Annotated in this window: 24 protein-coding genes; 6 read left to right on the plus strand and 18 right to left on the minus strand. The window is 35.2% G+C overall.

Translation table 11 applies throughout. The features are described 5' to 3' along the window. Positions 1-229: 229 nt before the first annotated feature. The 5 genes from U860_RS0111820 to nagE form a co-directional block, all read right to left on the minus strand. On the minus strand, positions 230-1,396 hold the full coding sequence (locus tag U860_RS0111820) for a diglucosyl diacylglycerol synthase (RefSeq protein WP_025148692.1): 1,167 nt from the start codon (positions 1,394-1,396) through the stop codon (positions 230-232). Between the two features lie 411 nt (positions 1,397-1,807). Next, on the minus strand, positions 1,808-2,539 hold the full coding sequence (gene pflA / locus U860_RS0111825; RefSeq protein WP_002174737.1) for a pyruvate formate-lyase-activating protein: 732 nt from the start codon (positions 2,537-2,539) through the stop codon (positions 1,808-1,810). 69 nt (positions 2,540-2,608) lie between these two features. Further along, complete coding sequence (gene pflB, locus U860_RS0111830; protein WP_025148693.1) at positions 2,609-4,858, minus strand: formate C-acetyltransferase; 2,250 nt, start codon at positions 4,856-4,858, stop codon at positions 2,609-2,611. Between the two features lie 475 nt (positions 4,859-5,333). Beyond that, positions 5,334-6,584, minus strand: a complete 1,251-nt coding sequence (locus tag U860_RS0111835; protein WP_025148694.1) for a serine hydrolase domain-containing protein — start codon at positions 6,582-6,584, stop codon at positions 5,334-5,336. Positions 6,585-6,847: 263 nt separating this feature from the next. Further along, complete coding sequence (gene nagE / locus U860_RS0111840) at positions 6,848-8,341, minus strand: N-acetylglucosamine-specific PTS transporter subunit IIBC (protein ID WP_025148695.1); 1,494 nt, start codon at positions 8,339-8,341, stop codon at positions 6,848-6,850. A gap of 323 nt (positions 8,342-8,664) precedes the next feature. Between nagE and glsA the strand changes: the two genes are divergently transcribed. Continuing rightward, positions 8,665-9,594 carry a glutaminase A gene (glsA, locus tag U860_RS0111845; protein ID WP_025148696.1) on the plus strand — a complete coding sequence of 310 codons (930 nt, stop codon included), beginning with the start codon at positions 8,665-8,667 and terminating at the stop codon, positions 9,592-9,594. Between the two features lie 176 nt (positions 9,595-9,770). Then, on the plus strand, positions 9,771-10,112 hold the full coding sequence (locus U860_RS0111850) for a DUF3969 family protein (RefSeq protein ID WP_002174732.1): 342 nt from the start codon (positions 9,771-9,773) through the stop codon (positions 10,110-10,112). Positions 10,113-10,133: 21 nt separating this feature from the next. Here the strand turns inward: U860_RS0111850 and U860_RS35855 are convergent, their stop codons facing one another. After that, the gene (locus U860_RS35855) at positions 10,134-10,289 is read right to left on the minus strand and encodes a hypothetical protein (RefSeq protein ID WP_081806694.1); all 156 of its coding nucleotides are present in this window, start codon (positions 10,287-10,289) and stop codon (positions 10,134-10,136) included. A gap of 115 nt (positions 10,290-10,404) precedes the next feature. Beyond that, a complete protein-coding gene (ytaF, locus tag U860_RS0111860; RefSeq protein WP_025148697.1) occupies positions 10,405-11,016 on the minus strand; it encodes a sporulation membrane protein YtaF in 612 nt (203 codons plus the stop codon). A 137-nt stretch (positions 11,017-11,153) separates the two neighbouring features. On the opposite strand from ytaF, the gene U860_RS0111865 reads away from it, so the two are divergent. Beyond that, a complete protein-coding gene (locus tag U860_RS0111865; protein ID WP_025148698.1) occupies positions 11,154-11,807 on the plus strand; it encodes a helix-turn-helix domain-containing protein in 654 nt (217 codons plus the stop codon). Between the two features lie 113 nt (positions 11,808-11,920). On the opposite strand, the gene U860_RS0111870 is transcribed toward U860_RS0111865, so the two are convergent. From U860_RS0111870 to U860_RS0111880, 3 genes are all read right to left on the minus strand, one after another. Beyond that, complete coding sequence (locus tag U860_RS0111870; RefSeq protein ID WP_025148699.1) at positions 11,921-13,195, minus strand: acetylornithine deacetylase; 1,275 nt, start codon at positions 13,193-13,195, stop codon at positions 11,921-11,923. Between the two features lie 95 nt (positions 13,196-13,290). Further along, entirely contained in the window at positions 13,291-14,712 is a 1,422-nt protein-coding gene (locus U860_RS0111875; protein ID WP_025148700.1) for an amino acid permease, read from the minus strand. 105 nt (positions 14,713-14,817) lie between these two features. Further along, on the minus strand, positions 14,818-15,072 hold the full coding sequence (locus tag U860_RS0111880; protein WP_000859494.1) for a biotin/lipoyl-containing protein: 255 nt from the start codon (positions 15,070-15,072) through the stop codon (positions 14,818-14,820). Positions 15,073-15,364: 292 nt separating this feature from the next. Here U860_RS0111880 and U860_RS0111885 point away from each other — a divergent pair, with 292 nt between their 5' ends. After that, entirely contained in the window at positions 15,365-16,768 is a 1,404-nt protein-coding gene (locus U860_RS0111885; protein ID WP_025148701.1) for a sigma 54-interacting transcriptional regulator, read from the plus strand. A gap of 84 nt (positions 16,769-16,852) precedes the next feature. After that, positions 16,853-17,056, plus strand: a complete 204-nt coding sequence (locus U860_RS0111890) for a hypothetical protein (RefSeq protein ID WP_025148702.1) — start codon at positions 16,853-16,855, stop codon at positions 17,054-17,056. A gap of 52 nt (positions 17,057-17,108) precedes the next feature. On the opposite strand, the gene truA is transcribed toward U860_RS0111890, so the two are convergent. From truA to U860_RS0111920, 6 genes are all read right to left on the minus strand, one after another. Beyond that, on the minus strand, positions 17,109-17,846 hold the full coding sequence (gene truA / locus U860_RS0111895; RefSeq protein WP_025148703.1) for a tRNA pseudouridine(38-40) synthase TruA: 738 nt from the start codon (positions 17,844-17,846) through the stop codon (positions 17,109-17,111). A gap of 106 nt (positions 17,847-17,952) precedes the next feature. Beyond that, complete coding sequence (gene rlmD, locus U860_RS0111900; RefSeq protein ID WP_025148704.1) at positions 17,953-19,332, minus strand: 23S rRNA (uracil(1939)-C(5))-methyltransferase RlmD; 1,380 nt, start codon at positions 19,330-19,332, stop codon at positions 17,953-17,955. A gap of 10 nt (positions 19,333-19,342) precedes the next feature. After that, positions 19,343-20,206 (minus strand): DNA-3-methyladenine glycosylase, encoded by an 864-nt coding sequence (locus U860_RS0111905; RefSeq protein WP_025148705.1) that lies wholly within the window; start codon positions 20,204-20,206, stop codon positions 19,343-19,345. A gap of 59 nt (positions 20,207-20,265) precedes the next feature. Beyond that, a complete protein-coding gene (gene pdaA, locus U860_RS0111910; RefSeq protein ID WP_002174722.1) occupies positions 20,266-21,048 on the minus strand; it encodes a delta-lactam-biosynthetic de-N-acetylase in 783 nt (260 codons plus the stop codon). 125 nt (positions 21,049-21,173) lie between these two features. Beyond that, complete coding sequence (gene fumA, locus U860_RS0111915) at positions 21,174-22,697, minus strand: class I fumarate hydratase (RefSeq protein WP_081806695.1); 1,524 nt, start codon at positions 22,695-22,697, stop codon at positions 21,174-21,176. Positions 22,698-22,916: 219 nt separating this feature from the next. Beyond that, complete coding sequence (locus U860_RS0111920) at positions 22,917-23,099, minus strand: SE1561 family protein (RefSeq protein WP_002174720.1); 183 nt, start codon at positions 23,097-23,099, stop codon at positions 22,917-22,919. Between the two features lie 213 nt (positions 23,100-23,312). Between U860_RS0111920 and yfkAB the strand changes: the two genes are divergently transcribed. Continuing rightward, positions 23,313-24,440, plus strand: a complete 1,128-nt coding sequence (gene yfkAB, locus U860_RS0111925; RefSeq protein WP_002174719.1) for a radical SAM/CxCxxxxC motif protein YfkAB — start codon at positions 23,313-23,315, stop codon at positions 24,438-24,440. Between the two features lie 37 nt (positions 24,441-24,477). Here the strand turns inward: yfkAB and U860_RS0111930 are convergent, their stop codons facing one another. Next, entirely contained in the window at positions 24,478-25,275 is a 798-nt protein-coding gene (locus U860_RS0111930; RefSeq protein ID WP_025148707.1) for a YfkD famly protein, read from the minus strand. 81 nt (positions 25,276-25,356) lie between these two features. After that, the gene (gene cax / locus U860_RS0111935; protein WP_025148708.1) at positions 25,357-26,412 is read right to left on the minus strand and encodes a calcium/proton exchanger; all 1,056 of its coding nucleotides are present in this window, start codon (positions 26,410-26,412) and stop codon (positions 25,357-25,359) included. Between the last annotated feature and the right edge of the window lie 56 nt (positions 26,413-26,468).

The following is a 26,468-nucleotide window of genomic DNA, read 5'->3' on the forward strand; positions in this document are numbered from 1 at the left end:
TGCATAAATTCAAAAAACATTTTACAAATTCATTTATTTAAACGAATACCAAATGTAAGAATTGTGAATATTTTTCTAAAAATTGTGGACTATGTGGATATAGTTGTTAATATTCCGACTTTACTGTCTAATGAAAACGCAATCCTTTGTGGATAAGTTAATAATGCACGTTTATTTTTGTTAAAATAATAAAAAACCCTCTTTAAAAGTTTAAAAGAGGGGTTTCATATTAAGTAAAAGATTCGGCAAGAGCTGGTGATTTAATAGGTATATGATTCGGCTCTGCATGATTTTCTGCCAAAATTGTATCCACGATATGACCTGCCGGTTCAGGACGATAAATACTCTTCATGGCTTCTTTCATTTGGAGAAGCTTCATATCATCTTGTAATAACGCCTCTGTTTTTGCAAAAACCTCACTGTCATCACGGATTACAACTGCAGCCCCTTTTCTTTCAAAATACAACGCATTTTCATTTTCTTGTCCTGGGACAGGCTTATATAAAATGACAGGTACTTGTAATGCTGCTGCTTCGCTTAATGTAATACCACCTGGCTTCGTAATCATACAAGAAGTAACACGGAATAACTCATCAATATTTTCAACATAACCAAATACTTTTAAAGCATCAGAACTTTTCTCCTGTAGTCCCAATAAATCCTGCTTTAAAGCTTCGTTTTTCCCACAAACGACAACTACTTGTAAATTTGGTAGTGACATAAATGACTGGCATAGTTCTTTTACACTCCCAAGCACACCATGAGCACCTGCTACAATTAGTAAAATCTTTTTATCCTTACATAACTGATATTTATTATATATAATTTCTGGATTTATCTTTAGCTCAAAACTACTACGAATCGGAATCCCTGTTTCAACAATTTGCTCTGAAGGCACACCAATATCAACCATCACTTTTTTCACATGATCAGTTGCTACAAAATAACGATCTACTTCTCGATGAATCCATATTTTATGCACGCAAAAATCCGTTAATACGTTATAAACAGGAATAGAAATACCTATTTGTTTTTTCAATTCTGGTACAGCGATGATTGGAAAGGTATTGATAACAATATCCGGTTTCTCCGCCTGTAAGAGCGACTTCAAACGTTTTCTCCCAAAATTCGCATACCAAGATGCTATTTTCTTATCATAAATTTTTTCTACACCGTAATAAAACAAACGATATAATTCTTTTCCTATCGTATAACTTTTTAAATACAAATATTTTGTAATATCGGTTATAACTGGATGTGATTCTCCAAACAAGTCGCACACGATTACATCTTTGATTCCTTTTTGGCGAAATGTTTGTTCTAATGTTTTTGCTACTTGCACATGACCGTTACCGTAATGTGCAGTTAATATTAAAACCTTGGGGTTTTTTATCAAACAAATCCACTCCTAGCTTTTTGTTTCTCCATATTGCATATACGACAATAGGAAAAACATTTTCCTTAAAAATTACATACTCGGATTCCAATACTCTCCTGTTAGCTATGTACCTGTCGTGGATATGCAAAGCATATAAGATTGACCCCTTAATCCTATCTGTGCTCATATCTTTACATTATACTTTCCTATAAGAGCTTTCGCAATAACTTACAAACGTTCTATATTCCATGATACTCATTCTTTTACTTCTTAATTCTTTTTACTATTTTGATTTCCCTTTACAATTATGTAAATTTCTCCGCTTATTCTTTACAAAAATATGGATATTCTATTTTCAGTATACTCCTTTCTAAATATATACTCTATATTTTCTTATGAAGAAACAAAAAGCCTAATCCAATATATGGATTAGACTGCTTTTAAAATATGTTTCGCATGTTCAACATTTTCTTCTGTCGGTGGATTCACATCCGCAAGTGGATACTTATGTCCAAGTGCCTCCCATTTATAGACACCGAGCTTATGATATGGCAACACTTCCACTTTCTTAACATTAGATAAGCTTTGAATAAAGCTTGATAATTTTTGCAGATCTTCTTCACCATCAGTAACACCAGGAACCAATACATGTCTTACCCAAATTGGTTTCTTTCTGTCTGATAAATAACGAGCAAATTGTAAAATATGTTCATTGGGTTTCCCTGTTAATTTACGATGTTTCTTTGAATCAATATGCTTCAAATCCAATAAAACTAAATCTGTATAATCCATTAAAATATTTAGCTTGCTTTGGAATTCTGGTTCTTCAGAATAACAACCGCCAGAAGAATCGATTGTTGTATGGATACCAGCTTCTTTGCACTTTTTAAACAACTCAATTAAGAAGTCTAACTGTAGTAGTGGCTCTCCACCGCTAACCGTTATACCGCCTCCAGAAGCTTCAATAAATGGAAGGTAACATGTCACATCCTGCATCACTTCTTCAACTGTTATTTCTTTTCCCTTACCAATCTCCCACGTATCAGCATTATGACAATATTGACAACGTAATAAACACCCTTGTGTAAATATGACATAACGAATCCCTGGGCCATCAACAGTACCACAAGACTCTACAGAATGTATTCTTCCTTTTACCATGTTACTTCCTCCTTTATTGAAACAGCCCCCCTCCACCATATATTAAAAGCAGAGGGGCACTTTTTTCACTTACATGCTTTCATGCATTGTACGGTTAATTACATCAATTTGCTGTTCACGAGTTAATTTAATAAAGTTAACAGCGTAACCAGATACACGAATTGTTAATTGTGGATATTTTTCAGGATGCTCCATTGCATCCATTAATGTTTCACGATTAAATACGTTAATATTTAAGTGATGTCCTTCTTTTATTGCGTATCCATCAAGCATAGATACTAAGTTACGTACTTGTACATCATCTTCTTTACCAAGCGCTTTTGGAATAATAGAGAATGTATTAGAAATACCATCTTGTGCATCTTCATATGGTAATTTAGCTACAGATAATAATGACGCTAATGCACCTTTTGTATCACGGCCATGCATTGGGTTTGCACCTGGTGCAAATGGTTCTCCAGTACGACGTCCATCTGGAGTGTTACCAGTTTTCTTACCGTATACAACGTTAGATGTGATTGTTAAGATTGACATTGTATGAACAGAATTGCGATATGTTTTATGTTTGCGAAGCTTATTCATAAATGTTTTCACAAGATTTACTGCGATTTGATCTACACGATCATCATTGTTACCGTATTTAGGGAAATCTCCCTCGATTTCGAAATCAACTGCAATACCATTTTCATCACGAATTGGTTTTACTTTTGCATATTTAATTGCACTTAAAGAGTCTGCTACTACAGATAGACCCGCGATACCTGTTGCCATCGTACGAAGAACGTTTGTATCATGAAGTGCCATTTCAATACGTTCATAGCTATATTTATCGTGCATGTAGTGGATAACATTTAATGTGTTTAAATATAGACCCGCTAACCATTCCATTGTCATATCAAACTTATGCATAACTTCTTCATAATCTAATACTTCAGAAGTAATTGGTGCGTACTCAGGACCAACTTGAGCTTTTGATTTTTCATCTTTACCGCCGTTAATCGCATATAATAATGCTTTTGCTAAGTTTGCACGTGCTCCGAAGAACTGCATTTGTTTACCAATTCTCATTGCAGATACACAACAAGCAATACCGTAGTCATCACCATATTCTGGACGCATAATGTCATCATTTTCGTATTGAATTGCTGATGTTTTAATAGACATTTTCGCACAGTAGTTTTTAAAGTTTTGTGGTAATTGTTTAGACCAAAGAACTGTTAAGTTTGGTTCTGGTGCTGGCCCTAAATTATCTAATGTATGCAAGAAACGGAATGAGTTCTTTGTTACTAATGGACGACCGTCTAGTGCAATACCACCGATAGATTCAGTTACCCAAGTTGGATCTCCAGAGAATAGTTCATTATAATCAGATGTTCTTGCAAATTTCACAAGACGTAATTTCATAATGAAATGGTCAACAATTTCTTGTGCTGCTTCTTCTGTTAAAGTACCATTTGCTAAATCTCTTTCAATATAAATATCTAAGAATGTAGAAGTACGTCCAAGGCTCATTGCTGCCCCGTTTTGTTCTTTAATTGCTGCAAGATAAGCGAAGTATAACCATTGGAATGCTTCTTGTGCATTTGTTGCTGGCTTAGAAATATCGAAGCCATGAGAAGCAGCCATTTGTTTTAATTCTTGAAGTGCACGCATTTGCTCAGATAATTCTTCGCGTAAACGCATTGTCTCTTCGCTCATTACACCACCAGTTAAATTAAAATCAGCTTTTTTCGCTTCAATTAAATGGTCTATACCATATAACGCTACGCGGCGATAATCACCGATAATACGTCCACGTCCATATGCATCTGGAAGACCAGTAATAACACCTGATTTACGAGCTGCTTTCATTTCTGGTGTATATGCATCAAATACACCTTGGTTATGAGTTTTGCGCCAGTCTCTGAAAATACTACTAAGTTCTTTGTCCATTTCATATCCATAAGCTTCACAAGCTTGTTCTGCCATACGAATACCACCATATGGTTGTAAAGAACGTTTAAATGGTTTATCAGTTTGGAAACCGACTACCTTTTCAATATCTTTATTTAAATATCCTGGTTCATGTGATGTAATAGAAGAAACAATTTTTGTATCCATATCAAGAACGCCACCGTTTTCACGTTCCTTTGTTGTTAAATCCATTACTTGATCCCAAAGTTTTTTCGTTGCCTCAGTTGCTCCCGCTAAGAAAGAGTCTTCTCCTTCGTAAACGTTTACATTATTTAAAATGAAATCGCGAACATCAATCTCTGCTTTCCATTTTTTACCTTTAAAGTTTTCCCACGCGTTTTTTACATTTTCTAATACTTGAGTCATCCTAATCTCCTCCATTTTTGATTAGTACAGGACTAAGATTTTTTATATAACAGCTTACACACTTAGAATACTACTTTTTTTCGGAAGTGGACGAAATAGTTGTGACATGTTTGTGAAATATTGAGCAAACTACTATATGCATAGTGTAAACTTCATTTTAAATCCTTTGTAATTAACCCTTTCTTTAAAGGTATTTTTTTGTACCCTTATATACGAGTCCTATTTTGTAATATAAGAACGATACCCATTGTAGAACTGTAATACTCTTATCTCCTAATCTGTTATAGTTTTTTTATAGCAGACTGAAAAGAAGTGTACCTATTAGGTACACTTCTTTTCACAATAAGATAAAGTGAAGCTTTGATCAGTGTGGGCTTTTAAGTCCAGCACTCCTCCAGAACCGCTATATAACTCCTCTATTTCTATTTCCAAGCGCTTCTTTGAAAAAAAAAGACTATCCAAAAAGGACAGTCTTTTACACTTCTATATTTCGTAACATCGTATAAATGTCATTATTCACTTTACCAAAGGATTTAATGTTATTTTGAATGTTAGATAATAAAACAACATACACACTTCCGTTTTTACTAAATCCATTTAAACAATTCCATCCTGGCATTACACCGTGATTCGAATAACTTCCTGGATCTACATACCATCCAAATCCATAATCCTTTTTCACAGCCGTAAACATTTGATTGTAACTCTCTTTTGAAATTAATTTTCCAGAGAATAGCGCTTCATTAAATAAATATAAATCATGCGCGCTTGTATATATATCACCGCAACCATATAGTTGTGACATACTCGGAATATTAGGTGTTGTCATATTATTATTTACTATTTTATAACCAGTTGATGGGAATCTTGTTTGTTCTAACGCTCTACCAAAACCAGAATGCTTCATACCAGCAGTAGCAAAGATGTGCTGTTTAATATATTCTTCTAATGGTTGCCCACTTACTTTTTCAACAATGTAGGCAAGTATGGAGTAATTCGAATCTGAATACTTCCATTTCTCTCCTGGAGCCCCAATACGCTTTTGGTTTCCTATTCGCCTTATCAATTCCTCATGAGAAATATCATCTTTTCCCTGCTCATATTCAGGAATTCCTGATGTATGTGTTAATAAATGTTTTAGCTGAATACCATTACCTTGAGGAAAATCCGGAATATACTTTGCAACTGTATCCTCTACTTGTAATTTATTTTGATCTTTCAATTGCATAATAGCAGTCGCTACAAACGCCTTCGAAATAGAGCCAATATAAAAAGTTGTTTCTGAATTATTCGGTACTTGCTTCTCTTTGTTCGCCATACCGTATCCTTTATTCAAAAGGACTTTCCCATTCTTCACAATAACGGCTGTCCCACTAAAACCTGTGCCCTGCAAATATTGATCCAATTGAGCGTTTTCATTAATTTCTTGAGGTGGTCCTTCTGCCTGCTTCTCAATTACTTGTGCTTGCTTTGCTAATTCTTCCTGTTCTTTCAGTTCTTTTTGTTTTTGAGCCTCTTGCTTCTTCATTTCTTCTTTCTTTTTTATCTCTTCTTGTTTCTTCATTTCTGCTGCTGCTTTTAAAGTTTCCTCTTTTTTATTATGCGCAACAATTTTTGTATACATGAAATATACAAGTGAAAATAGTAGGGCTAGAATAATTGTTCTTTTTATGTATACAATCGACCGATTTGCTTTCCCATTAACAGTATTTTTTTCCTGATCCATGATTACCTTTTTCCCCTTATTTACCGATAATTTAATTCATCTACACAAGACTTTTTCCACATCATTTCTGTAGATTAAAGACACTCCATTCTATGTCATCCCTACTTTATCACGCACCGAACATATTACCAACCTATATGTACAAAAAAGAAAAAGAAAATTTACAAAAGTAAGATTCACGTTATTTTTTTAACATAAAAAAGAGGATATCCTCTAAAAGACCGTTATTATCAATCTTTCGGGATATCCTCTTATCTAATTATTTATACGTGCTTTTTCATATCATCAGCAACAGACTCAACGTTTGTACCTACGATAACTTGTACACTTGTGTTACTTAATTTCATAACACCTTTTGCACCTGCGCGTTTTAATGCTGGTTCATTTACTAAACCTGCATCTTTCACTTGTAGGCGTAGACGCGTTGCACAGTTATCAATAACTGTTAAATTGTCTTTTCCACCTAAAGCAGCTACATAAGTTTCACCAATTGAACCAGCAACTGGCGCATCACCATCTTCAACTAACTCATCGTCATCTTCACGACCAGGAGTTTTTAAGTCGAACTTCTTAATTAAGAAGTAGAATACTACGAAGTAAATTGCTGCGTAAATTAAACCGATTCCCGCTAGTAACACTGGTTTTGTTGCAATACCGAAGTTTAAAACGTAATCGATTGCCCCGGCACTAAATGAGAAACCATCGTGAATGCCAAGTGTTGTTGTAATGAATAAAGAAAGACCTGTTAATACTGCATGAATACCATATAATACTGGTGATAAGAACATGAATGAGAATTCGATTGGTTCTGTAATACCAGTTAAGAATGAAGTTAATGCTAGACCAGCTAACATACCTGTAACCATTTTACGCTTTTCTGGTTTAGCAGCTGCAATCATTGCGAAACATGCTGCTGGTAAACCAAACATCATGATTGGGAAGAAACCAGTCATAAACATACCTGCTGATGGATCTTTTGCAAAGAAGCGTGCAATATCACCATGAACGATATCTCCAGCTGCATTTGTAAAGTCACCAAGTACAAACCAGAAGTATGTATTCATTACATGGTGTAAACCGATTGGAATTAATAAACGGTTTAATAATCCGAATAAACCAGCACCAACTGAACCTAAGTTCACGATACCGTGTGCTACTGCATCAATACCACTTTGAATTGTTGGCCAAACTTGACCGAATACTAATCCTAAAAGAAGCATTACAATCGAAGTAATAATTGGTACGAAACGTTTTCCAGCAAAGAATCCTAACCATTCTGGTAATTTAATCTTATAGAATTTGTTGTATAGTAATCCAGCAACAACCCCCGCAATAATACCACCAAGTATGGCCATATTTATTTTCGGCGTTAACGCCGCTGCTTTTGAAACCTTTGTCATTGTATCTGCTAATTTAGTTGGATCTACTGAACCAACTAAATCCTGAACACTTTTTAATTTATCATTCAGCTCTGCTGCTGAATATGCCTTACTTAGAGCATTCGTTGTATTTTGTAAAACAAGATATCCGATTGCCCCAGCAAGTCCAGCTGCTCCACTACCATCAACAGACAAACCGATTGCAACACCAATTGCAAAAATAAGTGCTAAATTATCAAAAATTGCTGCACCGGCCTGTGCCATAACAGGAATATTAAATACATCTTCTTGTCCTAAACGAAGCAATAATCCTGCTGCTGGTAGTACGGCGATTGGAAGCATTAACGCTTTACCAATACGTTGTAAAAACTGCAACATTTTAATTCCCCCTATCAAATTTATGAAATCGTTATCATTATAATGACGCTTTAGAAAACGCTTTCTATTACATAACCATAATAACATATAGTTGTATAGATGTGTAGTTTTTATTTCCGAACTTTTTATGGATAAGTTTTCTATTTCCAAACTGTTATACAAAAGGAAAATTCTCCTTATTAACTACAAAATGTACAGGCAAAAAAACTTATTATAGCACAGGTAACTTTCGTTTTATCATTCCACTTTTTCATGTTATTATTTATTTCCGAGCATATCGGGAATAGTAAACTTAGTTAATTCGAAATAGGAGCGTTGGTACTATGCAGTGCATTGAAACAAACAACTTACAACAGTTGTTAGAACAAGTAAAACCATATACGAAAAAAGGAAAACTTGCTACTTATATCCCCGAACTAGGAAATGCAAATCCAGATGATTTAGGTATTGCCATTTTCCATAAAGAGACAGAATATATTCATGCTGGTAACTCACAAACATTATTTACCCTTCAAAGTATTTCCAAAGTAATTACACTTGCCCTTGCCCTTTTAGATTGTGGTGAAGAATATGTATTTTCTAAAGTCGGAATGGAACCAACTGGTGATCCATTTAATTCTATTATTAAACTCGAAACAACAAGCCCTTCCAAACCTCTTAATCCAATGATTAATGCAGGTGCATTAGCTATTACAAGTATGCTTGCTGGTAATAATAACGAAGAAAAGATGGAACGTATTCTTCGATTTGTACGTGATATAACAGATAATCCTACTATTAATTATTCTTCTAAAGTTGCCACTTCTGAATTAGAGACAGCTTACTTAAACCGTTCACTTTGTTACTATATGAAACAAAATGGTATTATTGATAGCGATATTGAAGAACTTATGGATTTATATACACGTCAATGTGCAATTGAGGTTAACTGTATCGATTTAGCACGTATTGGTTTAATTTTTGCAATGGACGGATATGATCCATATAAGAAGAAACAAATTATTCCAGAACATATTACAAAGATTTGTAAAACATTTATGGTTACTTGCGGAATGTATAACGAATCTGGTGAATTTGCAATACGTGTTGGAATCCCTGCGAAAAGTGGTGTAGCCGGTGGTATTTTCGGTTGCGTAAAAGGTGAAATGGGAATCGGAATCTTCGGACCAGCTTTAGATGCAAACGGAAATAGTATCGCTGGTTTTAAAATTCTTGAACTCCTTTCTGCTCAAGAAAGTTGGAGCATATTTTAATTCGTAAGTTATCCTGCTATACTAGCAGGATTTTTTATTTCATGAAAATTTTAGTTCCACTAGGTATTAATATGCTGCCCAAAAACATTAAGGAAAGTTTCTCTTTATTATGCATATTTGCTCCCCTCTCCTGAATAATATAGTACAACCTAGCGCTATATGTGGAGGTGTAAAAGATGAAACTTATATTTCAAATGGCGAAACAACCTGTTCTTGAAAAAACAATTCTTCTTTTTATATTGAGTATTGTAGAAAGTTTGAAGCTAAAAGTTGTTTCACTCGATGAAGCACACCGATACATATTCAATTTAGAAGTGCTTGAACTATTAATGGATCGGAACATCGATGATCAAGTATTAGAACTTATTCATTTCGGAATGGGACTTGAAGACATTCACCATGTGCTTCCTGAAGAACTTGAGCATAGTATTGAAGAGCTAAAATGGCTTTGTATTCAAGTTTTAAGTGAATACAGCATGCACGAAGAATCTGAACAACTAATTGAAGATATACGCTAAAAAGCACCTATGTAGGTGCTTTTAATGCTTTTTCAAACTATTTTTATACGTTTCAATATTAACAGGTAGCTCTTCTTCTTCTAAAGTATGTTCATTTACATCTTTATGAATGAAAGCACCTTTAGGAGGCTTATGATCACCTTTTTTCTTATGATCAAATGCTTTTCCACGTCCCATATAGATTCCCCTTTCATTAAAGCGTTCAATAATTAGTATGCAAAAACTACTGTCGATATATGCAGCCCTTTGATGTATTTCCAAGGAAATACTCGAATATTGCTTTTTACTTTTCTTATAATAGTTGATCTATTCCAATAAGAATTAATAACACCCCTGCAATAACTGTTGCCCATTTCCCTAAATATTCCGCTAAAAATCTTTTCCCAACATACGCAAACCCACTAATGCAAATGAAACTAAATATCCCAGAAATAATTGCTGTAAGCCAAAGATTTAAATTTGTTACCCCTGCATCAAATCCACCTGCAATATTATTAATTGACAATGCAACTCCTAATACAAGTGCCTCTGAAAAACTAATTGTTTTAGAACCATCAAAATCCGCTTTTTCTGGATTACGTAAAATTCCCATAAGTACACCATCATCTTTATTTTCTACTGTTTCTTTTTTACTGAAAAATGGCTGACATAAAATAAACACACCAATTATTCCTAGCACAGCTGCCCCGATCAGATTTGCCGTAAAATCTGAAATAAATAATGAAATCCAATTCCCAAAAAATCCAGCTAATAAAGTAAATAAAAATCCCAAAAATGCAATGACAAAGTTATTAAACCATGAAATCCGGATTTTACGAATACCGTAAGCAATCCCTACACCTGCATTATCTAAATTAGAAGCAATTCCGATTAATAAAATTGATAATAAACCTGCTGTACTCATGGCACAGTCACCCCTTTTCTCACTTTTCCATGCATATTATGAAAATGTTGAGCAACTGTGCCTGTCCGTTTCATATACTTGTAATAAACACTCAACATTTTTTCAACAATAAAATTCGAAAAAGGAGTGCCTATACTATGTCTAATGAAAATCCAAACGATCGACTTGGTACATTAATAAAAAAATTATTAAAAGAACGCGCCTTATCAATGAGACAATTAGGAACACTTACAAATATTGACCCTGCGACAATTTCAAGAATTATTAATGGAAAACAACAACCGAAACAGAAACACCTACAGAAATTTGCAGAATGCCTGCAAGTTCCATCCCAATTGTTATTTGATGAAATGTATCCTGATTCTCCGCACATAAACAAAGAAAAAACAGATATGTACACATCTCTTGATACAATTCAACAAACATTACAGTCCTCTAACTTATTTGACTTCGATTACACAACGACTCGCGTAAAGCAAGAACTTGAAAATTACGAACGCTACGCAAAAACAACCGAAGGTGAAAAACGTATTCATGAAAGTTTCGCAAGTAAACTAGAACAAATTGATAGCGCTGGTCCTTTCATTGAACAATTAACAGATATGTATCAACAGTTTTGCAAGGAAAACATCTCAGAAGAAGAACGGGCAATTCTTGGCGGCGCCTTACTATATTTCATTTTATCAACAGACATTATCCCCGATTATCTTTTTCCAATTGGCTACTTAGATGATGCGATTGCTGTTGAATTAGCTAAAGAAAAATTGGCTAAAGTCCAACGAAAAACATAGGAAAGCGTAAAGAACTATTTCAGATGTTGTGTACCTCTACCTCTGGAATAGTTCAATCAAAAAATCGTACGAAAGTAATTACTCGCACGATTTCAAAAAAATGTATTATTCTCTTATTTTTTCGTATGACACCATTCATATATGAAGGCAGTGATTACTTTCGTAAATTCAACTAACTGCTCAACTTCAACTTTCTCATTTATAGAATGAGCTTCTTCTAATGTACCTGGTCCATAAATAACAGCTGGAATGTTAAACTCACTAAACCATCCCCCATCAGTTACTGTGGCAGACATATCTAAAGTTGCGCCTTTATTCAATATAGCTTCATGCGCAGAACTTAGCTTCTGAATGGCTGGATGATTACTATCTACTTCTAAAGAAGGAAAAATCTCACCTCGATCAACAATCATGGATTCTCCGCCCCACTTAAATTGTGGTGGGTTCTCACTCAACCATGGATCTGCTGCTGCCACTTTTCCTATATACTCTTCTATTTCTTCAATTATTTGTTCATGCGTTTCATTTGGATAAAAGTGAACTGTAATCCATAATCGACACTCATCCGCAATAAATGCTGCATGACGCCCACCTTCAATAACCGCTGGGTTAATTGTCGTCGTTCCTGATGGATACCCTTCATATGTTTTCATTACCGCCCAATGACGTTCTAGCTCCTGTAAACTTTGCACAATTTTCATCATTTTTTCAATCGCACTCGCTCCAAATAGACGTCCTCCAGCATGGATCATTTGTCTACGTGTTGCATCATGAAACGTTTGCGGACTTTTCACAGTAATCCATCCAGTAATTACGCCGCCCTGTCCTTGCATATGTAAATCGCTCGTATCCACTACGACTGCAAAATCAGCATCGTAACCTCTTTTGCAACATTGAAGTGTCCCTGCTTCTCCAACCTCTTCTCCAATTACTGATTGAAAGATCAAATCTCCTGGTAGTTCAATGCCAGCTTCTTGTAAAAGCTGAATAGCAAATAAAGCTCCAGCTAGTCCACCTTTCATATCTGCCGCACCCCGTCCAACTAACCAACCGTCTTTAATAAATGGATCAAAAGGATTTGTTTCCCACACCTCATCTGTCGATATTTCAGCTACATCCATATGCCCATTAATAATTAAACTTTTGTTCGACTCACTTTCTACTCCTTTTTTGACTCCAACAACATTCGGATCATTCGGATATACATCCCATTTATCAATACTAAAATTTCGTTTTCTTAGAAACTCCGCAACAAATTCTTGCGCCTCATTTGTATTTCTTGCTGGTGGTGCTGGTGTCTCAAAACGTATTAATGTTTTTGTAAGTTCTATTAACTCTTCTTTTCTTAAATCTATCTGTTTTAGCAGCTGTGAAACTTCTTGATTCATCGCTAATTCCCCTTTGCATACGTAGTATGTTTCCAGCTTTATTTTCACAAAAAAAGAGACTGTTTACAATTTTACAGTCTCTACATAATTCATCACTACAAACTTTCTAATTCTGTTGTATTCGTCTTTTCAATACGTTCTATTTTAACTTTCTTACTTCTTGTAGCACGGTAAAACAGTAAACAAACTATCATAAATGGAATGCCACAATATAATGCCATTCTTTGTTCTGGGATAAAAGCCATAGCAACTATTACTGTTAAATTTAATGTTAATGCAAGAAGTGGTACAAATGGATACAATGGTGTTTTAAATTTCAAGTCCTTAACATCTCCACCTTGCTTAATGTATGACCTTCTAGCTAATAAGTTAGATAGAGCAATAGATGCCCAAACTAATATCGCTCCAAACCCAGCAATAGAAAGAAGCCATAAATAAACTGTATCTTCCGCATAAATACCTGATAGTAATGAGAGACAACTTACAATTGTACTTACAATCAATGCATAAATAGGAACACCATTTTTAGATAACTTACTAAAAATCGGGCTAATCATTCCTTGATTAGACATAGACCATAGCATACGGGAAGTTGCATATAGCCCTGAATTCGCAACTGATAGCACCGCTGTAATAATAACAAAATTTATAATATCTGCCGCATAAGGAATACCAATTTTATCAAATACAACTACGAATGGACTTTCTATCACTCCCGCTTGCTGCCACGGAAATAATCCCGCAAGGATAAAAATAGATAGTACAAAGAAAACAAGTATGCGCCAAACTGTATTATTAATTGCCTTCGGGATAGTTTTCTCTGGATTTTCACTCTCTCCCGCTGCAATACCAACTAGCTCTGTTCCTTGGAAGGAGAAGTTAACCGCAATCATCGTAACTAAAATAGCTGTTAATCCATTTGGAAACAATCCACCATAATCAGTAAAACTAGAAAGCATCGGTGCTGGTTCATTTCCTTTCATATCTAAAAACCCAAACATCGCTGCCCCGCCCAAAATAATAAATGCTATAATTGTAATTACTTTAATGCTTGCAAACCAAAATTCCACTTCCGCAAAACTTCTTGAAGATAGCGCATTAATAGCAAAGAGCAGCACTGCAAACACTACGCACCAAATCCACGAAGGTACATCTGGAAACCAACGTTTCATTAAAATACTAACTGCAATTAATTCAATGGCTATCGTAGCAGACCAGTTTAACCAAGACATCCATCCCACTACAAAACCCGCTGCGGGAGAAATGTGTTTTGTAGCATACGTTTGATAAGATCCTGCATCGGGCATCGCAACTGCTAACTCCCCAAGACAAAGCATCGTTAAATACATAACAAATCCACCAACAAGATACGCTACAATTGCTCCTCCAGGCCCAGCTTCATGAATTGTATAACCGGATCCTAAAAATAGTCCGGTACCAATAACTCCTCCGAGTGCAATCATAAATATGTGCCGACTTTTTAATTCTTTTTTTAATCCTTGGTTTTGATCCATCATATAAATCCCCCCTTTTCACTTTGCAAACCCATTTAATGTAAGCGCTTTTAAAATCCTTAATAGGAAAAAAAATATTTAAAAGAGCAAAAACACATATCACTTATATTAATCACTACCTGTTATTAAAAGGTCATCCCTGACTGTTATTAATAATTTTTGATCAGCGATAGCTTGTCCTTCTACTACTTCTAATGATTCGATATAACCACTGATTCCTACCTTAATTTCTACTTTCTGTTTATCTATTGTTTCAATTAACGCTAATTTCTCCCACTCGTATACGTAAGAACTTTCAGTAACAAATAACTTCTCTACTTTCCCGTAACAAGGACTATACACGCCTTCTATAACCGTCTTCACTTTATAAACTCCTCCTTCTTATTAATTGGCACTGGAACGTTGCATATCCTATAAAGATTCATATTCCCTCCTCTAGAGATTTCGACTATTATTTATGCAAAATACGTACCAACCTCCAATTCGTATATAAAATGAGAGTTTGGCTCAAAAAAATCTGCCTAACCGCAAAATTTTTCTATCGTTTGAAAAGTTTTAAGAGAAAAATAGCAAAAAATTTTTGCGATTTTATGAGAATTTTAATAAAATTATAAAAAGTCAGTCTTCATAGGGTGAAACGAGGAGAAGATGATACATGCATACAGAAGAAATTAATTTTAAACAAATTATTGAAATGAATATGCTATATGAAACTTTACTCAATGAACTCGATATCGGGATTCATATTATTAATGAGGAAAGTAAAACGATTATTTATAACCGCAAAATGATGGAAATTGAATCAATGGACCGCTCAGATGTGCTATATAAAAATCCTTTAGAAGTATTTGCATTTGAAGAAAATAAAAATAGTACTCTTATAGAGGCATTAAAATTCGGAAAAACAAACAAAAATATAAAACAAACATACTTTAATAATAAAGGACAAGAAATTACGACGATTAACAATACTTTCCCTATAATAGAAAACGGAAAAATTAAAGGCGCTATTGAAATCTCAAAAGAGATTAGTCACTTAAAACAAACAATGAAAACAAACCTTTCTCGAAAAAAAAATACTAAGTTTACCTTTAATCACATAATCGGTGATTCTAGAGCTATTCAATCGGTCATTGCAGAAGCAAAGAGAGTAATTCGTACTCCCTCATCCATACTTCTCGTAGGAGAAACAGGGACTGGCAAAGAGCTATTTGCACAAAGCATCCATAATGAAAGTCAACGTTCAACCAAACCGTTTATTTCACAAAACTGTGCAGCTATACCTGATACCTTAATGGAAAGCTTATTATTCGGTACGAACCGGGGTGCATTTACAGGAGCTATAGATAAAGCTGGTTTATTTGAAGAAGCAAATGGAGGAACTTTGTTATTAGATGAAATCAACTCATTAAGCCCAGCACTTCAAGCTAAATTATTGCGTGCTATACAAGAGAAAACAATACGAAGAATCGGAGGCACACAAGAAAAAGAAATCGACGTTCGTATTATAGCAACTATTAATGAAGACCCTCTTGAAGCTATTACACACAATCGATTAAGGGAAGACTTATATTACCGCTTAAGCGTCGTTACTTTATGCCTTCCACCTTTACGGGAACGAAAAGAAGATATTTTAGCTCTTGTTCAGCACTTTATCGAAAAGTATAACATTCAATTTGGGCTCGGCGTAACGGATGTAGATGTAACTGTAAAAGAATTTTTTTATGCATACGATTGGCCCGGAAACGTACGAGAATTGGAACATATAATTGAAGGTTCAATGAACTTAATAGAAGATGAACATATCATTACAGCTTTTCATATACCAACTCGCTTTCGCGAACTAATAAAAAAAGAATTCAATATGCAACCTTCCCTAACTAGTCACAATACTGATGCACCTAAAACTTTAAAGCACACAATAGAAGAAATGGAAAAGAACTACATCAATCAAATTCTTAAAGAGAATAATGGTAATATCTCACAAGCCGCAAAATTTTTAGGATTGAGTAGACAAAATTTACAATATCGAATTAAAAAACTGCATTTACACATATGAAATGAACCTTTCTCCAAGTGCAAGCTAACATTTGGTAAAATATGTTATAATAAACATATAACATGCTAGAAAGAGGCGATATATATGAGTAATGATAAAAAGTTAAAGTTATTACACTACTTATACCTTCTCCCTGCCGTTCTATGTATGATGTTATTCATTAATAATGATATGAGCAGCTTTCCTTATGCAAAGCTATTAGGAACAATTAGCGGCTCGTTTGCAGCTATTATGCTTGCTGCTTTTTGGAATTTGAAGTTGCGTATGAAGAGAGAGAAATCTTCTTAATTCCAAAGTACAAAAAAAATCGAGCCTTATCAGCTCGATTTTTTACTTATTATTAAAATTCAACATTCTCCAAATACAAACCACTCGCCTCAGCAAGACAATTAATTTGATTACGCTGTTTCGCCTCTAGAATGTGTGGAATTGCTTCTGCATCTAATTGTCCTAATCCAACTTCAATTAATGCCCCAACAATTTTTCGTACCATGTTATGAAGGAATCCGTTACCACTTATTCTAATTTGTACAAATCCTGCCTCTTCGGAAACCTCAAGCGTATATACTTCTCGAACCATAGACTTTTTCTTTGATTTCGCATTTGAAAAGGCAGTAAAGTCATATGAACCAACTAAATGTTTGGCAGCTTCTTTCATGCTTTTCACATTTAATTTTTTATTAACGTGCATGCTGTATTTACGCATAAATGGGTTCGTATGCTCTTCATTCCAAATTTTATAAAGATATGTTTTTGCTTTAGAATTGTAACGAGCATGGAAACGATCTGACACTTCTTCTACATTCGTAATACTAATATCGTTTGGTAAATATTGATTTAAATACTTTTTCACTTTATGTTCCACTAACTTCTCATCACTCTTAAAGTTAGCTACTTGATTTAAAGCATGTACACCAGCATCCGTTCTACTACAGCCGATAATCTCAATTTCTTTTCCGACCATTTCAGATATTACACTTTCGATTTTCCCTTGAATCGTATTATCGTTATTACCAAGACGTTGCCACCCTTTATACCGCGCACCGTCATACTGAATCGTTAATTTATAATTGTTCATCGTATTCTCCTTGCCTTTAATAGGCCCAAAAATATAATCCCTCATATAGCTTTGCCATATGAGGGAACTATAACATATTGTTACTTCATCAACATTTTTAATTCTTCTATTTCAACGTTAATCTAACCACATTCTCCACATGAGCTGTATGCGGGAACATATCAACAGGTTGTACATATTCCACTTCATAGCTCTTCATTAATGTATTCACATCACGTGCTAACGATGACGGGTTACAAGATACGTAAACAACTTGTTTCGGTCTTACTTTTAAAATCGTTTCAAGTAATTTATCATCGCAACCTGTACGCGGTGGATCAACAACAATTACATCTGGGCGCCAGCCTTCTTTCACCCATTTCGGTAACCATTGTTCCGCTTTACCAGCTTCATACTTTGTATTTGTGAATCCATGGCGTTTTGCATTTTTCTTTGCATCTTCAATCGCTTCTGGAATTACATCCATACCGCGCACTTCCGCTGCATCATTTGCAAGCCAAAGGCCGATTGTACCAACACCACAATATGCATCCACAATCTTCTCGCTTCCAGTTAAAGCGGCTGCTTTTTTCGCTTCATCGTATAAAACAACTGTTTGTTCTGGATTTAGTTGGAAGAAAGCACGAGCTGATAGTTCAAATGATAAATCGCCAAGTGTTTCTTGAATTACTTCTTTTCCTGCTAATTTAAATGTTTTATCACCGAAAATAACAGATGTTTTACGCCAGTTTACGTTTTGCATAATTGATTTAACAGTTGGCATCTGTTTTTGTACTTCTGCGATAAATTGCTCTTTATTCGGTAATTCTTCTTTTGTTGTAATAAGTGTGACTTGTACTTCCCCTGTTTGAACTGCAGTACGTGTCACAATTGTACGTACTAAACCTTTTTGCTTCTTCTCATTGTAAATAGAGACATTTAATTTTTCTAATATGCGTCTTACAACTTTTGTCGCTTCATTCGTTGCTTTATGTTGAATCATACAATGAGAAATATCAATTAACTGATGTGAGTTTTGTTTATATAATCCTGTAATAACCTTTTCATCTTTACGTCCCACTTGTAATTGACTCTTATTACGATAATGCCATGGATTTTCCATACCAAGTGTCGGACGAATTTTCTCTTCCATACTATTCTTCATGTACTTCTCGAATGCTTGTACAACGATATCACGCTTTTGATTTAATTGTTCTTTATAATCTAAATGTTGTAGCTGACAGCCACCACACTCCTCATATACTGAACATGGTGCTTTCACACGATGTGGTGATGATTTACGAACTTTTTTCACTTTCGCTTCAGCGAAGCCACGCTGAATTTTCGTTGCTTCAGCAACAACTTCTTCTCCTGGTAATGCCCCTGGAATGAAAACAACTTGTCTCTTAAAATAACCAACGCCTTCTCCGTTAATCCCAAGACGTTTAATTGTCACAGGAAACGTTTGACCAACTTCCAACTTACTCTCTTGTTGCTTTTGTATCATTATTACACCTCTACTCTATACTTTCCCATAAATATAACGCTGCATAACTGCAATATGGTTCACACTCTTGTTTCACTTTTTCTAAAAATGCATCATCAGGCTTATTCTCTAATTGGAATACACCTTGAAGTGCACGCTGAATCCCTATGTCTGCTTTCGGAAACATATTTTTCCGTCCAAGCCCAAACATTAAAAAGTTTTGTACTGTCCATGCTCCAATACCCCTTATTGGTAACAATTGTGCCGATACTTCTTCTTCTGTTTCGTTTTCTATCCTTGCTAAATCTAATTTACCGTCGACAATATGCTTTGCTAATCCTACCATATATTCAGCTTTTCGCTGACTAAACTTCTGCTCTCTCAATTCCTCTATTGGAATATTCGCTACTCTTTCTGGTGTTGGGAAAAATAAAACGCCGTTTTTTTCTGTCCCATATCGTTTTACAAATTGCTCTGTTAGCACAGTAGCAAATTTCAAATTTATTTGTTGATGAATAATACAACGAAGAAGACAAGCGAAATAATCAAATTCTAAAATAATTGGAGTATAAGCATATGTTTCAAATAGTGGACGTAATGATGTGTTTAAAAAATGATTTTGTATATTTTGAAACGGGTCATTCCAGTGAAAAATGGACCTCATTCGTTTCATTACTTTCTTTTGATCTCCTGTCTGACTAGAGATCCAAAACTGTGGATTTTGAACAGTACCAATCCCTTGCAACCGAACAACAATCTGTTCTTCGTCCATAGAAAGCGGAATATAAATTACTTTCTCGTCTAACTGAATGACGTTTAACGGGTCGAAAGATAAACGCTTTAGCACTTCTTCAAAGTGGTACGGATATTCTAACGTAACATGTTCGCTCCACATACGTTTCCCCATCCTTTTTACACATCATTATAGCATGAGAAAACCGCAAGCATACATGCTTACGGTTGATTGCTTTTTACTAAATCATCTAGGCTTTTAAAATGATACCCTTTCTCGCGCAAATCATCAATGATTTTCGCTAGTGCCTCTGCATTATCTTTCGATATCGCATGAAGTAACAAAACAGACCCTGGATGAATCATAGTCATTACATTATTATGAGCATATTGCCATCCTCTTTGCTGATCTACTTTCCAATCAAGAAATGCAAGCGACCAAAACACGTTATAATATCCCATTTCTTTCGTAAGAGCTAGCGTTCTTTCACTAAACACGCCTCGCGGAGGACGTACATATTTCACTTCTTTTTGTCCTGTTACTTTTTTTATTTCTTCCGTTACACTAGTCAATTCTTCACGAAGTTTTGCATCATTTACAGCTGTAAAATCAGGATGACTCCAAGAATGATTACCAATAATATGTCCTTCATTTTTCATTCTTAATAGTAAATCTTTTTGTGTTTTTATATAATGTCCCGTCACAAAGAAAGTTGCTGGTACTTTTTTCTCTTTCAGTACATCTAAAATCTTTCCTGTATATCCATTTTCATACCCATTATCAAACGTTAAATATATGTCTTTTTTCTTCGTATCTCCTAAGTAAAAACCGCCATTTTTTTGTAGTAATTCTGTATATAATTTCCCTGCATCTGGCACCGTTTCATTTTTAGGGCGTGGGATTCCCCAGTTATGTGGTGTATTCGTATAAGCAAATGCTGAAACTGGAACAAGTGCCATCATAATTGAAAAAATGAGACCTATATATAACCATTTATATTTCATAAATAGTCTCCTTTCCATATATAATCGTACCTGTAGTTTCTGTTATTGCTCTTTCTTTCATGCTGAACATGTTTTTCTATATATACCAAAAAATGCACCTCGAATAATTCGAGATGCATTTCTACTTACTTGAATACAGGTTCTTTAAAGCTCGCTAATTTTTCAAGTGATGTTTTATCAACATCAGCATGTAGACTGTTACCGTGAGAATCCATCGTTACAACTGCTTTAAAACCATCGATACGTAAATGCCACATTGCCTCTGGGATACCGAATTGTAAGAAATCAACATCTTTCACTTCTTTAATACATTCAGCATAATATTGTGCCGCACCACCAATTGCATTTAAGTACACACCACCGTGTTCTTCTAATGCCGCTAATGTTTTCGCACCCATACCGCCTTTACCAATTACAGCACGGATACCGAACTTTTTCATAATATCACCTTGATATGGCTCTTCACGAATACTTGTCGTTGGACCTGCCGCTTTAATTTTCCAATTGTCGTTTTCATCTTTCACTACAACTGGACCACAGTGGTAAATAATTTGTCCATTTAAATCTACTGGGCAATCATTATCCATCAAGTGTTTATGAATTGCGTCACGTCCTGTATACATCATACCGTTAATTGTAACAACATCCCCAACACGAAGTTCACGAATTTGCTCTTCTGTAATTGGAGCTTGTAATACGATTTCACGTTGCTCTGTTTGTTCTTGCGCAGCGTCTTGCTGAAGTGTATCTTCACCTTCTTGGTATAACCAATCCATAATTTCACCTGTCTCAGGATGAATTGTTACGCCAAGACGACGATATGCCCAACAATTATACGCAACAGATACGTAGAAGCTAGCTGGCAAGCGATTATATACTCCGATTTTACAACCTAGTAAAGTTGTTTCTCCGCCAAATCCCATTGTACCAATACCAAGCTTATTCGCATTCTCCAATACGTACTCTTCAAGCTTTTGTAATTCTGGAACTGGATTTACATCATCTAATGTACGGAATAGTTGATTTTTTGCTAATTCGTAACCTGATGTGCGGTCTCCCCCGATACCGACGCCGATTACCCCTGCGCTACACCCTTGGCCTTGCGCTTGATATACCGCATGAAGAAGGCATTTACGAATTCCTTCTAAATCACGTCCAGCTCGTCCAAGTCCTTCTATTTCGCAAGGCAAGCTATATTGAATATTTTTATTCTCACAGCCGCCACCTTTTAAAATTAAGCGCGCATCAATGTAATCTTTTTCCCATTGCTCAAACTTAATAACAGGTGTACCTGGTCCTAAATTGTTTCCACTATTGTCTCCAAAAAGAGAATCAACAGAGTTCGGACGAAGTTTACCATCTTTTGTTGCCTGCTCAAGCGCACTATAGATAGCTTCCTTCAGCTTTAATTGATTCACACCAACCGGTGTATAAATTTTAAACGTTGGCATCCCTGTATCTTGGCAAATTGGCGAGATATTATCATCTGCCATTTTGATGTTATTTGTAATTGTGCCAAGTGCCATTGCAGAGCGAGTTCCTGCATTTTCTCGTTCTTTCGCCTGTTGAATTGCGCGACGAACATCTTTCGGTAAGTTCGTTGACGTTTCAACAATTAGTTGATACATGCTTTCTTGAAGCTTTTCCATTGTTACTTCCCCCTCAATTGTGAACGCTACCAAAACGTTATGAAATGAAAATTCCATTGTTATACTCTTCAGCTTTTTATTTATTTCACGCCATTAAAGGTTTAATGAAATTTTTCACAACTTGATTATACCTTTTTTTCTATATTCCTTCTATTTAATCAAACAAGTTCCTTACAAAAAAACGGCTGCCAACTCTACATTGGCAACCGTTTCAATATATTATTCGTCTTTTTTAAATTGCTCACATTTCAATTCTAGTTCATCTAACATTGCAAGAAGACGATCTACATCTTCTAATTCTACCTCTTCGGGTTCAATCGTATCAATTACTTCAATGAACATATTTAAACGTTCTTTCAAATATACTAATTGTGAATCTTTATCTTGAATTGCTTTTCCCATGAAGGCACTCTCCTTTTAATTCGAGTTGCTTTTATTATACCGCAAAAATGATTGCTATGGGCATGAAATTTCATCAATCTTGTCACAGTAATTTATTATAATGTAAGCCTTCTCTCTTTTTTTACAAAAAAGTTTCACTTTATAAAAAGCACATATTCTTCTATTATAGAGAATGGACAAATTGTTATTTCAATAGTCAAAGGAGTATTTCATATGACGATATCACAAATAATGAAGCCGATTACTCCTTCTTACGATCCATGGGAAGCGTATATGGACCTTGAAGAGTACGGCAAACTACTATTAACAAACGTTGAGTTTACAACGACGACGTTATGCAATATGCGTTGCGAGCATTGCGCTGTTGGTTACACATTACAGCCGAAAGATCCAAATCCGCTTCCGATGGAGCTTTTATTAAAACGATTAGATGAGATTCCTTATTTGCGTTCTTTAAGTATTACAGGCGGAGAACCTATGCTTTCAAAAAAATCCGTCGACAACTATGTAACACCACTCTTAAAATATGCCCATGAACGCGGCGTTCGCACTCAAATCAACTCAAACTTAACTATAGATTTAGCACGTTACGAACAAATTATTCCCTACTTAGATGTATTGCATATTTCACATAACTGGGGAACAATTGATGACTTCGTTGAAGGCGGATTTGCAATGATGGAGCGTAAACCTACTTATGAACAACGCGCTAAATTATTCGAAAGAATGATTACAAATAGTAAAGCTCTATCAGATGCAGGTGTACTCGTATCAGCCGAAACTATGCTGAACAAACGAACCCTACCACACATTGAACATATTCATCGTCAAATCGTTGAAGAAATGGGCTGTAAACGTCATGAAGTGCATCCAATGTATCCGAGTGACTTCGCTAGCACACTTGAAATTTTAACAAAAGACGAAATTCGAAATGCGATTGAACATTTACTGGAAATTCGTGATGAAAATGTCTGGATGTTATTCGGTACATTACCTTTCTATGCATGCAGTGATGATGAACGCGATTTAGTTACACTAAAGAAATTACATGAGAGTAAAAATGTAACTGTCCGTAACGATCCAGACGGTCGTTCCCGTTTAAACGTAAATATTTTCGATGGAAATATTATCGTGACCGATTTCGGTGACGTTCCTCTTCTAGGTAATGTACAAACAAATACACTACAAGAAGCTTACGACAAATGGTGTGACTCAAAAACAGCAAAATCATTAAGTTGTCATTGTCCTGCTGTGAAATGTCTTGGACCAAATGTTCTTGTAAAAAATAGCTACTATCCGAAAGAAGATTTCTTATCAAAAACATCAAACATTATGTTATAAATAAAAAACGTCAGCCTGTGCGCTGACGTTTTTTATTTCATTGTGAATGCGATGAAGAAACAAATTTAAAAAATAAATGATCATGAATTGGAATAGCTGCTCCAATCCCTTGAGATGTAATATTTTTCACAACAAGCCTTTTTTGATTTCCTTTTAACACGAGGTATACTTCTCCAAATGTCACTTTTCCTTTTTCATTTACCGCCGGTGTATACGCATATAAATATCCAAGTTGACTTGGACTAATATTATACACGCGCTCATGCCCAGTACCATAACCAATAGTTGTTTTAAATGAAAGTGGCAATTGCACTTTTTCAAGCGCTTTTAAAAGCATCATTTTTTTCACATCTGAGGCATCTTTCATATCTGCGGTTAAATCGCCTTCGATTGTCTTTTGAGTTTCTTGCTTGTAGCGAAGTGGATATAATCGATCCCCTCCGCGATTATCGTATATATTTCGATTTACTTGCTTATATTCCCAATTAATTGATGTATCTATTGATTCATAATTTAATGCCCATTGCCCCAAATAAATTTTCGCACGGTACCCTACTGCAAGTGGTGCATTCGAAATCGTCGTTTCATTAAACATACGAATTAAATCTGGGTTTTCAATTCTGATATTTGCTGTTTTCAATAATTCTTGAGCAAACTTACTCGGTTGTAAACGTGGTAAATCTTGTGCATCATTTGGAAATGTATTGTCTTTTGAAATATTTAAAACAGATGAAGGCATTTTTACTTCTACTGTCGTCTTTGCAAAACTACTGTTAGGAAATAATAAAATAAACGAGACCATAGTTGAAAGACATATGCTGTACACTCGTTTCACCTGTCTGGCTCCTTCCTACGTAAAGGTATATAAATTACTGTATTTATTGTTTTCCCTCAAACTCATTGTTATCCCTATTTTTCATAATAAATAAAAACCAATTCCCATAATGACGTATGCCGCTAGTAAAGTGCCTCCTTCAAACCAGTTTGTATCCCCATCATTTGAAATAGCAATAGTTAAGAAAACAGCTGTAATCATGGAAACAAGTTCTGGTATCGTAAATACTAACGGCATCTTTTGAGCAAAAAATACTGAAAGAAGTACTAATACAGGAGCAACAAACATCGCAATTTGTAATGTAGAACCTACTGCAATTTCAACTGCGATATTCACTTTATTTTTATACGCCATAATAATTGCAGATGCATGTTCTGCTGCATTACCAACAATCGCAACGATGATAACCCCTATAAATAGCTCTGACCAGCCAAATGACTTTGCGACCGTTTCAAAAGTATGTACGAGTGCCTCTGAAACATAAGCTACCGCAATTGTTGCTATCGCTAAAATGAGTAGCGCTTTACCTTTTGACCACTCAGGCTCTTCCTCGTGCGCCACTTCATCACTTTTATGTTGATATACACCGCGGTGCGTAACTAACTTAAATAGCAATGCAGCAAGGTACATAATGATCATGATAATAGAAACACCAATACTTAATTGATACGTCTTTCCAGCATCCATACTCATTGAAAAAATCTCTGGAATAACAAAGGCTACGACAACAGCAAATATTAATAAGGCTGAATTATGCCTTGCATCGTAAACATTAAAGCTTTGTCTTTTATATTTAAGGCCTCCTATAAAGAAGGATAGCCCTCCTACTAATAGTAAGTTTCCAAGTACAGAACCAGTTAAAGATGCTAACACTACTTCAATTAACCCTGCCTGAAGTGCGAAAATTGAAATGATAAGTTCAACAGCATTACCAAAAGTTGCATTCAATAAGCCACCTATCCGGGGCCCAGAAACGATTGCTAAACTTTCTGTTGCTCTCCCCATAAAACCCGCTAATGCGATAATAGTAATGCAATATACAGCAAACATAATTGTTTGAGGCCAATGAAGTGTTTTTCCGAGTACAGAAAGTGGTACACCTATAAGCGCTACTATAAGAAATATTTTATTAAACATGCTTTCCACCCTTCCATCGTATGTATTTCTCCTCAATATTATTATTATTCTTCTCC

The organism is Bacillus sp. H1a (genome assembly GCF_000633475.1).
GTDB classification, from domain to species: Bacteria; Bacillota; Bacilli; order Bacillales; family Bacillaceae_G; genus Bacillus_A; species Bacillus_A paramycoides.